This is a genomic window from Pedobacter glucosidilyticus (genome assembly GCF_002483235.1).
Taxonomy (GTDB): Bacteria; Bacteroidota; Bacteroidia; order Sphingobacteriales; family Sphingobacteriaceae; genus Pseudopedobacter; species Pseudopedobacter glucosidilyticum_B.
The window spans coordinates 41,698-52,087 of record NZ_DLHN01000036.1; the positions used below are offsets into that span (position 1 = coordinate 41,698).

At 33.0% G+C, this 10,390-nt stretch carries 8 protein-coding genes; 2 read left to right on the forward strand and 6 right to left on the reverse strand.

Going from position 1 to position 10,390, the window contains the following annotated elements; all coding sequences use genetic code 11:
* The first annotated feature begins 211 nt into the window (after positions 1-211).
* Positions 212-1,516 (forward strand): sensor histidine kinase, encoded by a 1,305-nt coding sequence (locus B2745_RS15335; RefSeq protein WP_304068427.1) that lies wholly within the window; start codon positions 212-214, stop codon positions 1,514-1,516.
* 109 nt (positions 1,517-1,625) lie between these two features.
* Here the strand turns inward: B2745_RS15335 and carB are convergent, their stop codons facing one another.
* The 6 genes from carB to B2745_RS15365 form a co-directional block, all read right to left on the reverse strand.
* Positions 1,626-4,442 carry a carbamoyl-phosphate synthase large subunit gene (gene carB / locus B2745_RS15340; RefSeq protein WP_304068430.1) on the reverse strand — a complete coding sequence of 939 codons (2,817 nt, stop codon included), beginning with the start codon at positions 4,440-4,442 and terminating at the stop codon, positions 1,626-1,628.
* 128 nt (positions 4,443-4,570) lie between these two features.
* Positions 4,571-5,527: a TonB family protein gene (locus tag B2745_RS15345; RefSeq protein ID WP_304068432.1), complete on the reverse strand. Its 957-nt coding sequence runs from the start codon at positions 5,525-5,527 to the stop codon at positions 4,571-4,573.
* 11 nt (positions 5,528-5,538) lie between these two features.
* Positions 5,539-6,495, reverse strand: a complete 957-nt coding sequence (locus tag B2745_RS15350) for a TonB family protein (RefSeq protein WP_304068434.1) — start codon at positions 6,493-6,495, stop codon at positions 5,539-5,541.
* Positions 6,496-7,144: 649 nt separating this feature from the next.
* Entirely contained in the window at positions 7,145-7,561 is a 417-nt protein-coding gene (locus B2745_RS15355) for a hypothetical protein (RefSeq protein WP_304068436.1), read from the reverse strand.
* 59 nt (positions 7,562-7,620) lie between these two features.
* A complete protein-coding gene (locus B2745_RS15360; RefSeq protein WP_304068439.1) occupies positions 7,621-8,583 on the reverse strand; it encodes a TonB family protein in 963 nt (320 codons plus the stop codon).
* 1 nt (position 8,584) lies between these two features.
* Positions 8,585-9,619: a TonB family protein gene (locus tag B2745_RS15365; protein WP_304068442.1), complete on the reverse strand. Its 1,035-nt coding sequence runs from the start codon at positions 9,617-9,619 to the stop codon at positions 8,585-8,587.
* Between the two features lie 85 nt (positions 9,620-9,704).
* Here B2745_RS15365 and B2745_RS15370 point away from each other — a divergent pair, with 85 nt between their 5' ends.
* Positions 9,705-10,223: a hypothetical protein gene (locus tag B2745_RS15370; protein WP_304068445.1), complete on the forward strand. Its 519-nt coding sequence runs from the start codon at positions 9,705-9,707 to the stop codon at positions 10,221-10,223.
* Positions 10,224-10,390 lie beyond the last annotated feature (167 nt).

A 10,390-nucleotide genomic window follows, 5' to 3' on the forward strand; every position in this document is an offset into this window, starting at 1 on the left:
TCCAACCTCCACCTATAGGGCATCCGTCTATAAATTTAGATATCGATGATAATCATAACAGTTATCATTTAAAAACACGACATCTAAAGCCAAAACATCTTGAAGAATATTAGAATTGATAATTCTTATAGAAAATAAGTTAATTTTTCTTATAAAACTTATATTTGCAATATTTAATACCCATTATTGTACTCAATATTTAAATAATTTGATGCTTAAACTTAATCAAAAAGATAAATTTTCTTCTTTTTGGCTTTGGTGGAGAGGTGAAAATCTTAATTTTACGTTAGAGCGTAAAATTTTCCATTCATTTAGCCTCATTGTAATGGTTGCCCTTCTTTTTATCATCCCTGTAAATTATGTGAGTGGATTATACCATTCCTTCTTGTTAACCATAGAAATTTTTGTAGTACAAGCTTTAACCTATTACATTAGCAGGTTTAAAAATAATTTTAATTTGGCTATTGATATATCCGCTATCAATATCAACCTTATTCTTGGTATAAATTACTTTTTTAATAGCGGTATAGAGGGCCCAACACTCTTGTTATATGCCTTAAGTTTATTTTTATTGCTATCTATATCAAGGCTTAGTAAACTAATTTATCTGGTGCTGTTAAACCTTACTTGTGTAGCCATCATCACAGGTTTAGAATACTACAATGCAGATTTTATTATTGTTAACTATAATGATACCAACAGTAAGTATATAGATCTTCTTTTTTCTTACCTTGTTAGTTTAATTTTAATTTACGCTGGTACATCCTACCTAAAAAAAAGCTATATATTCCAAAGAAAAATTGTGCTTGAGAAGGCAGAAGCCCTAAAAGTTTTAAATAATGAAAAGGATAAAATATTTTCTGTTATATCTCATGATTTAAGAACCCCTTTAGCCAATATTCAACAATATCTTGAGCTTGCCAATACCGTAGAACTTACCGATGAGGAAAGAAAAGTTATTAGAAAAGATTTATTAGAATTAACTAGAAACTCTTTAGAGCTGCTTAATAATTTACTGCATTGGTCTAAAAACCAGATGGACGGTAATATAGTTAATAAAAGATTTATCTTCATTGCAGAAGAATTAGCCTTGACCTTTAATTTCCTTAAAAGTTTTGCTCAGAAAAAAGATGTAGCTATAGAAATTTTTTTAGAGGAAAATATAGCTATTTACGCTGATTTAGATATGCTGAAATTAATCTTAAGAAACCTTATCCACAATGCGATAAAATTTTCTCCCGCCGGCGGATTAATTGATGTAACAATGGTTACCGAGCATGATCATTACCTGATTACTGTAGCCGATAAGGGTATAGGCATCAAGAAAAATGAACAGGCTGCAATTTTTACCATGAGCCCTAAAACCAATTATGGCACTAACAAAGAAAAGGGTACTGGTTTAGGGTTAATGCTATGTAAAGAATATACCGAAATGCAAGGTGGTAAAATTTGGTTTACCAGCACAGAACATGTAGGCACCACATTTTACGTTTCTTTACCTAAAAATAGTGCTTAAATAATACTCCTAAAAGCAAGCAATTTTAAGACTTTGGCATCATACAAAAATTCAAAAGCCATCTGCTAAAATTAACAGATGGCTTTTGCTTTGATGATTTTATCTCTCGTTATTTAGATAAATACATAGACTTTTCTTTGTATAACTGGATAAAATATGGATCTTCTAAAGATTTGATGAAACGGATAGCTTCGCCGGTTGATTTCATCTCAGGCCCTAATTCTTTCTGAATTTCAGGGAATTTATGGTGAGAGAAAACTGGTTCTTTAATAGCATAACCTTCTAACTTTCTTTCTATTTTAAAGTCTTTTAGCTTTTTGGTACCCAACATTACTTTAGTTGCAATATTGATATAAGGTACATCATAAGCTTTAGCAATAAAAGGAACCGTTCTTGATGCTCTTGGGTTTGCCTCTATCACATAAACATCCTCGTTTTTAATAGCAAACTGGATATTCATCAAACCTCTAATATCTAAAGCTCTAGCAAGTTTTTCTGTATACTCTTCCATTTTGCCAATAACTGCATCAGATAAATTAAACGGAGGTAAAACCGAGAATGAATCTCCGGAGTGAATACCCGCAGGCTCAATATGCTCCATTAAACCAATGATATGTACATCCTCGCCATCAAAAATAGAATCTGATTCTGCTTCTTCTGCTCTGTCTAAGAAATGATCAATTAAAACCCTGTTTCCTGGTAAATCTCCAAGTAATTTTACAACAGCTTTTTCTAAATCTTCATCGTTGATAACGATACTCATACCTTGACCACCTAATACATAAGACGGACGAACCAATACCGGGTAACCTACTTCATTAGCTACTTTTATAGCTTCTTCAGCATCTTCTGCTACGCCATATCTTGGGTAAGGGATGTCTAATTCTTTTAACAAATCAGAAAAACGACCGCGGTCTTCGGCGATATCCATATTATTGTAAGAAGTACCTATAATTTTGATACCTTTCTCATGTAACTTCTCGGCCATTTTCAAGGCTGTTTGGCCACCAAGCTGTACAATTACACCTTCTGGTTTCTCTAAATCGATAATTTCTCTTACATGCTCCCAGAAAACAGGCTCGAAGTATAACTTATCTGCCATGTTAAAATCTGTAGAAACTGTTTCTGGGTTACAGTTTACCATGATAGCTTCATAACCTTCTTGGCCAGCAGCAATTAAGCCGTGTACACAAGAATAATCAAACTCTATACCTTGGCCAATACGGTTAGGACCAGAACCTAAAACGATGATTTTCTTTTTGTCTGATGGACGAGATTCGTTCTCGCCCTCGTAAGTAGAGTAGTAATATGGTGTTTGTGCCGGAAACTCTGCCGCACAAGTATCTACCATTTTGTAAACTCGGTTTAAACCTAGCTCTTTTCTTCTATCGTAAACCTCATCCTCTGTTACGTTACCTAAAATCCAAGCAATTTGAACATCAGAGAAGCCTTTTTGCTTCACCGTAAGGAAAATATCTTTAGGGATGTTGTTTAAGTTGTAGCGTTTAAGTTCTTGCTCTAAGGTTACCAATTCTTGTATTTGGTTTAAGAACCACTTATCTATTTTGGTAACTTTTCTTACAGATTCTATAGGCACACCCATTCTTAAAGCATCTTTGATAGCAAATAATCTATCCCAGCTTGGATGCTCTAGCTTATGCATGATGTCTTCGATGTTGCGGTTTTGTCTGCCATCGGCACCTAAACCTGCTCTGCCTATCTCTAAAGACTGACAAGCTTTTTGTAATGCTTCAATAAAAGAACGACCGATAGCCATTACCTCACCTACAGATTTCATCTGTAAACCAAGCTCGGTATTAGCACCTTTAAATTTATCGAAATTCCAACGTGGAACCTTAACAATTACATAATCTATCGTAGGCTCAAAATAAGCCGAAGTTGTTTTAGTGATTTGATTTTCTAACTCGTCTAGGTTATAACCGATAGCCAATTTAGCTGCAATTTTTGCAATTGGGTAACCTGTAGCTTTAGACGCTAAAGCTGATGAACGAGAAACACGTGGGTTAATTTCAATAGCGATAATTTCATCGTTTACAGGATTTACAGAGAATTGTACGTTACAACCACCTGCAAAATTACCAATAGCCCTCATCATTTTGATGGCTTGGTTACGCATCTCTTGATAGCAACGATCAGAAAGTGTCATCGCAGGAGCTACTGTAATAGAATCTCCAGTATGGATACCCATAGGGTCGAAGTTTTCTATAGAACAGATGATGATAACGTTATCTTTATTATCTCTTAAAAGCTCTAACTCATACTCTTTCCAGCCTAATACAGCTTGCTCTACCAAAACCTCATGCGTAGGCGAAGCTTGTAAACCGTGAGAAAGCGCTGCATCAAAATCTTCTTTTTTATGTACAAAACCGCCTCCGTAGCCTCCTAAAGTATAAGAAGGACGAATTACCAAGGGGAAACCAATTTCTTGAGCTGCTTCTTTACCTTCTAAAAAAGAGTTTGCAATTTTAGATTTTGCTACCCCAATGCCAATATCAACCATCAATTGTCTAAAGGCTTCGCGGTTTTCTGTTTTCTCTATGGCAGCAGTATCAACACCAACAATTCTTACATTATATTTTTCCCAAATACCACGTTCTTCTGCCTCTATAGCTAGGTTTAACGCTGTTTGACCACCCATAGTAGGTAAAACCGCATCAATTTTACGTTCTTGTAAAATCTCTTCTATAGAAGCTACAGTTAAAGGTTTTAAATAAACATGGTCTGCAATAACCTTATCCGTCATGATGGTTGCCGGATTTGAGTTGATGATGGAAACCTCAATACCTTCGTCTTTTAAAGATAAAGCGGCTTGTGAACCAGCATAATCAAATTCGCAAGCTTGACCGATAATAATAGGACCAGATCCGATGATCAGGATGGATTTAATGGAAGTATCTTTTGGCATGTGCGTAAATTATTTGTGGGTTTTCTTACGCGATAAAAAGAAAAACCCGACTTGTTTGTCGGGATGCAAAGATAGAAAAATTGTGCTTACTAAAGTATCTTTTTTTGTAATTTATCACTAAGCTTACATTATCTAAAACCAAATACAATTGGAAGCGTGTAAGACGACTTTTTTGGAAGCCCTCTTTCTGTGGCCGGTTCCCAATTACCAGATTTTTGTAAAACTCGTATAGCCTCTCTAGTTAAAGTCTCAGAAGGAGACTCTAATACCTTAAAATCATTGAGCCTACCATTTGCTTCTACTGTAAAACTTAATCGAACCCTACCCGATATCTTAGCGATTCTATCCTCTTGAGGATAACTTAAATTGTTCCTTAGAAATTCACCTAATAACTGCTCACCACCTTTAAATTTAGGAAGAGTTACATTAGTGGTGTATTCACCAGTGTTCCCGTTGATTAACTTATATGTGCCAGATTGTAATACTCCTTTTGAAAAAACTTCTTCATAAAAAATCTGCGTTTTCAAATCTTGCATTACCCACAAACCGTCTTTATAACCATCTTTATAAGGACCTTTACTTATCCAATTTTCACTTTTATTTTCTATTACTCCGTTACCTTCACCATCTAAGAACTTTCTACCTGTAGAATCTCCCATTTGTAAAAGTTTATAATTGGTTTCTGCCATGTTGTACCTACCTGTAGGTACTTCAAAATAGCGATACGATTTTAGCTCCCCATTTCTGAAATATTCATAAGCAGGGCCAACTAATTTGTTTTCCGCATAGACTTTAATAGCTTCCTTTTTCCCATCATCGTAATAAGTAGTAACCTCTCCTTCTAACATAGCTGACTTCGTGGAAGAAGTTCTTCCCGTTCTTTTCAGTGTACCACTTTTATAGTGATCTACCAATTTATAATAAGTTTCTCCAGAATCTGGAGGGCTTATAGTTCTGATATAGTCTGCGCTATCTTTATTTTGAACTTGCTTACCGTTTTTCTTGAAATAGTAGGTGTATTGTTTTTCTTGGGCTTGTGTTAGTTCTACGATTGAAAGTAGAATAATGGTTAGTAATAGTTTCATAAAAGAATCACTTAAAGTTTAAATACGATTGGTAGAGTATAATTTACGCGTACTGCCTTACCCCTATTTTCTCCTGGAGTCCAGTTTGGGGAGTCAGTCATAACACGTAGTGCTTCATTTGCCAGCTCATCATCTGGCGATCTCATGACCTTTAAGTTGGTTAAACTACCATCCTTTTCTACTGTAAAATTCAAAATTACCCTACCCTGTATTTTATTGGCTCTAGCGCTTGAAGGGTAAACTAGCCTTCTAGAAAGATATTCACTAAATTTACTACCTCCACCTCTAAATTGAGGTAATTTAAATTTCTCTTTGTAATTGATAATTTTTCCATCCTCATCTACTCTTTTCCCACTTATGAATTTACCATGGTCATAAACTTCTTCAAAAGAAGTATTAATTTTAAAATCTTGTTCTTTCCAAAGGCCATTTTTATACCCATTTACATAAGTTCCTTCTTCATAATAATCTGCCGTTTTTAAATCTACTTTACCATTGCCGTTATTATCCAAAAATTTCTTGCCTGAAATATCATTAACTTCAAGTACTTTAAAATTAGTGTCGATAGAAGACTTCTCAATATCAGTAGGTTTATCAAAAACTTTAACTAGTTTAATTTGCCCATTTTCATAAAATTCTTTTTGTTCGCCTAAAAGTTTTCCACTACTATAAGACTGTTCTTTCTCTTTAATACCATTTTCATTGTAAACAGTAATCATACCTTCTAATTTTATGCTTGTAGCAGATGAGGTTTTACCACTTCTTTTTGGTTTTCCATTTTTATAAAACTCTTCAAGCTTAAATAATTTTTCATTACCAGTAATTGCGCTTATAGTTCTGATATAATCTGCAATATCTTTCTCTTGAACTTGTTTACCGTTTTTCTTGAAATAATAGATGTTTTGTTTTTCTTGGGCATAGATGCTGCCTGCTATTAGCATAAGCAATAGCATGATTACATTCTTCATGGTGTTGTTAATTTTTATTGTTTGTAGTTTTAGGTAAAAGATTTATTTAAATATAAATGCAATTTATCACTTAAAATTAAGCTGTATCAGCAGTTTTATAAGCTTTTTTGGCAAAAAACTTAAGCTCCAATAGGGCTTACATCATATTTAAGGTAAAAAATATCAACCCTAACATTATAGGGATATTAGCCAACAGTAGTAAAGCAGTAAGTAAAGATTTATTTCTGTTCTTTTTATAACTGACAGCTTCTAACAGTACCCAAAATAGCATAAGAGAATTAAGCAAGTTCGCTATCAAAATAAAATATATCCTACAACAAGTAAAATTGCTTCACTTGTGAAATAATAGCTCAGAAATATAGTGAACCCTATACTAAATGAGCATAAGGCTAGTAAGGTTATAAAGCATGTTTTCCAGATAGTTAATATTAATAAATAGTATCAAAATAATTGATAATCATGGCTGATTTAATGATACAAGGTTTTAACCATGATGATCTCTTGAATTGGATAAACAACTGCCCAGAGAATCCTATTTTATATCGTTCTATTTCTTAACTAAAACAATTAATTATTTAAGCCAAATACTAAAGGAGATTATCAGATGACTTTATTAGACTTCCTTTTAGCTGCTTAAACCAAACTTACGTTAGTTAAACATAAATACTATATAAGAATAACCGCTTATCTCAGGCAATACTAAATAATATTTTAATTGTATTTTAGATTCTTCTGCCACCTTAAATTTTATATTATCTATAATTAATTCTTTCGTTTCCCTGTTATAAGAGTAATCTACAATTTTAATAGCTTCCTCTCCCTCACATTTTATGGCGCCATGGTTAATGGTTAATTTTCCATTAGTTCCAAATTGATATGTGTCATCCTGCTCGCAGTTTAAAAAGGGATGGTATTGCACATTCGCAGAAGGATTAGATGCCGTATTTGCATCTGTTAAAGATGGTTTCCATACTTTAGATGTTATGTTAACAGTAGAATTTTCATTCTTTTTGCAGCTTAAAAAGCTCAAGAAGAATATTAGTAAAAGGATGTTTTTGTTAATCATAGTTGTTATAGTTTGGTTGAAATTATCTTTTTTACAAAAGCTATCTGGAAGAAATAATATTATCCTAATTTAAATACAATGGGTATAGTAAAACTAACTCTAACCGGTTTACCGCCCTTAATACCAGGCTTCCATTTTGGTGATACCATTAAAACTCTTAGTGCTTCTTTATCTATGGAGGGAAAAACAGATTGAATAATTTTAAATTCAGTTAAAGTACCATCTTTTTCTACAATAAAATTCATAATTACCCGTCCTTGTTTTCCAGTATCTCTGGCATCTGCAGGGTAAACAAGGTTTCTTGATAAAAAATCACTAAACGACTTAAATCCACCTACAAAATCAGGGATTGTATCAACATCAAAAAATAACTCCAAAGACTTTCCATCATTCTCTTTTCTAACTCTTTGCACCAGTTGTCCTAATTTATACTCTTCTTCTAATGTAAAGCTGTCTTTTGTATGTGAAGATTTCCAAATTCCATTTTTTAACCCGTTTAAATAATCCCCTTGTAGAGCAAATCCATCTCTATAAGTAATGTTAAAATGCCCTGTGCCTGCGCTATCTAAAAAGGAATTGCCTAAAGAATCAGCAAGATAAATGATCTTGCAATGAGAGTCTTCCATATGGAGTTTAACAGGCATTTTATAAATTGCTTTTTCATTTAGCACCCCGTTAGGATAATAAACCTTAAACTCTCCATCTTTAAAATTTTTTTGATAAAAGCCCACTTCTTTTTTATTTCCATTAGGATAATAGTCTCTACAATACCCTTCTAAAATAAGCTTAGGTTCAAAAGCACTTACGTATCCTAATCTTTTAAACTTGCCATTTTTATATTGTTCTTGCAGCTCATAGTTTACCATTCCAGAATCTGGCTCTCTGATAATTCTTATAAAATCTGCACTATCTCTTTCTTTAACTAATTCTCCGTTATATTTGAGAAAATAAATATTTTGTCTTTTTTGTGCTGTTACACTTATGGTAATCAATAATAAAGATATTGTTGTTAATAATTTCATTTTAAAAGTTATTTGTATTGGTATTATGGTAGCTATCAAATGAGGATCTTTCAAATGGATTTTGAAATTCTACCTTCTCTTCTAAGTTAAATACTATTGGAATCGTATAAGAAATCCTAACGAATTTTCCATTTTGTATACCTGGTTTCCATTTAGGGCTTTTTGATAATACCCTTAAAGCTTCTTCGTCACAGCCGCCACCAATACCTCTAAGTATTTTCAAATTCGCTAAGGATCCGTCTTTCTCAACAACAAAATTTATTATTATTCGTCCTTTTATATTTTGCTCTCTGGCCTCCTTTGGGTAATATAAATTACGACTTAAAAATTCTCCAAATGCTGCATTTCCTCCAGGAAATTCTGGTAAAGTTTCTCTAGTTTTAAATTCAAAAATTTTTCCATCCCTCTCTATTCTTTTTCCATTTCTGAATTGCCCTAACTGATACATTTCTTCTATGATAGAACCATCAGTAATATCGAATGATTTCCAAAGTCCATATTTTAATCCTTCTCTATAAAATCCTTCCTTAAAAGAACCATTTGTAGAAACCATTTTAAACTGTCCTGTACCGGTACTATCAAGAAGCGATTTTCCTAAAGAATCTGCCAAGTAAGTCACAATACCACCATCAAAAGAGTCTTTAATACTTATTGGCATTTTATAAATTTTTTTCTCTCTCAAGACTCCATTATGATAATAGTATCTAAATAAGCCAACTTTTAAATTTTTCTGATAAAACCCGATTTGTTCTTTAGCTCCATTTGGATAAAAATCTGTGCAATAACCATCTAAAACCAAATTAGGTAAAAATGAACTTACATATCCTAATCTTCGGATTTTTCCATCTTTATAATACTCTATCAATTCATAGTTTACCATTCCAGAATCTGGCTCTCTGATAATTCTTATGAAATCTGCGCTGTCTTTTTCTTTAACAGATTTTCCATTTTCTTTTAAAAAATAAATGTTTTGTCTTTTTTGAGCCGATACTGAAAAAGAAATCAAAAGCACTAAGAATAGATACAAGTTTTTCATTTTTAAATTGGTAGAATGATTTTACACGTAGTAAATTTATTAATTTGGAATGAAGATTGCTAATACTGAGCTAAATTTTGAATATATGAAAAAGGTATTAATTTATACACTTTTAGTGTTTTTATTTTTTACTAGCTGTGCAACTGTTCAATCTGTAGTACGTTCGGTTTTTCCTTATACGGCTACTTTAATCATCCCCGCTGCGAATAGCAGCAATAACGCTTTTAGCATCAGTAGTGCTGCCCGCAGTTTCGACCAAATTTTTACCGGACAAACCAATAACAACCAAATTTCACAAGTTCGTATTGCATCAGCTAGGATAGATGCTATAAGCCCTACAACGCAAAACTTAGGCACTTTCAAATCGATTAAATTGTATTTAGTAAATGGTAAAGAACAAACTTTAGTAGCTACCAGAACTGATATTGCTGCCACTGCCGGAAGATCTATCATGCTTGATACAGATAATAGCAAACTTTTAGATGATTATCTTAAAGCCGGAACTTCAAGTATTAAAATGGAGTATGTATTGCAAAATAATTTAAATGCAGACCTTAGCGTTAAGATAAGTTTAAGTTTTAATGTAGCTACGCCTACTAAATAATGTTTTAAAGTAGAAAGTACTGAGTAGAAAGTATAAAGACCCTAAAAAGTGGGTATTTGAATAGTAAAAAGTACAGAGTATAAAGTATAAAGACCCTAAAGAGCAGATATTTAGGAGCTGCCTTTAATATAAAACTCATTTTCCCGAAGAACGAAAGACGGCCTATG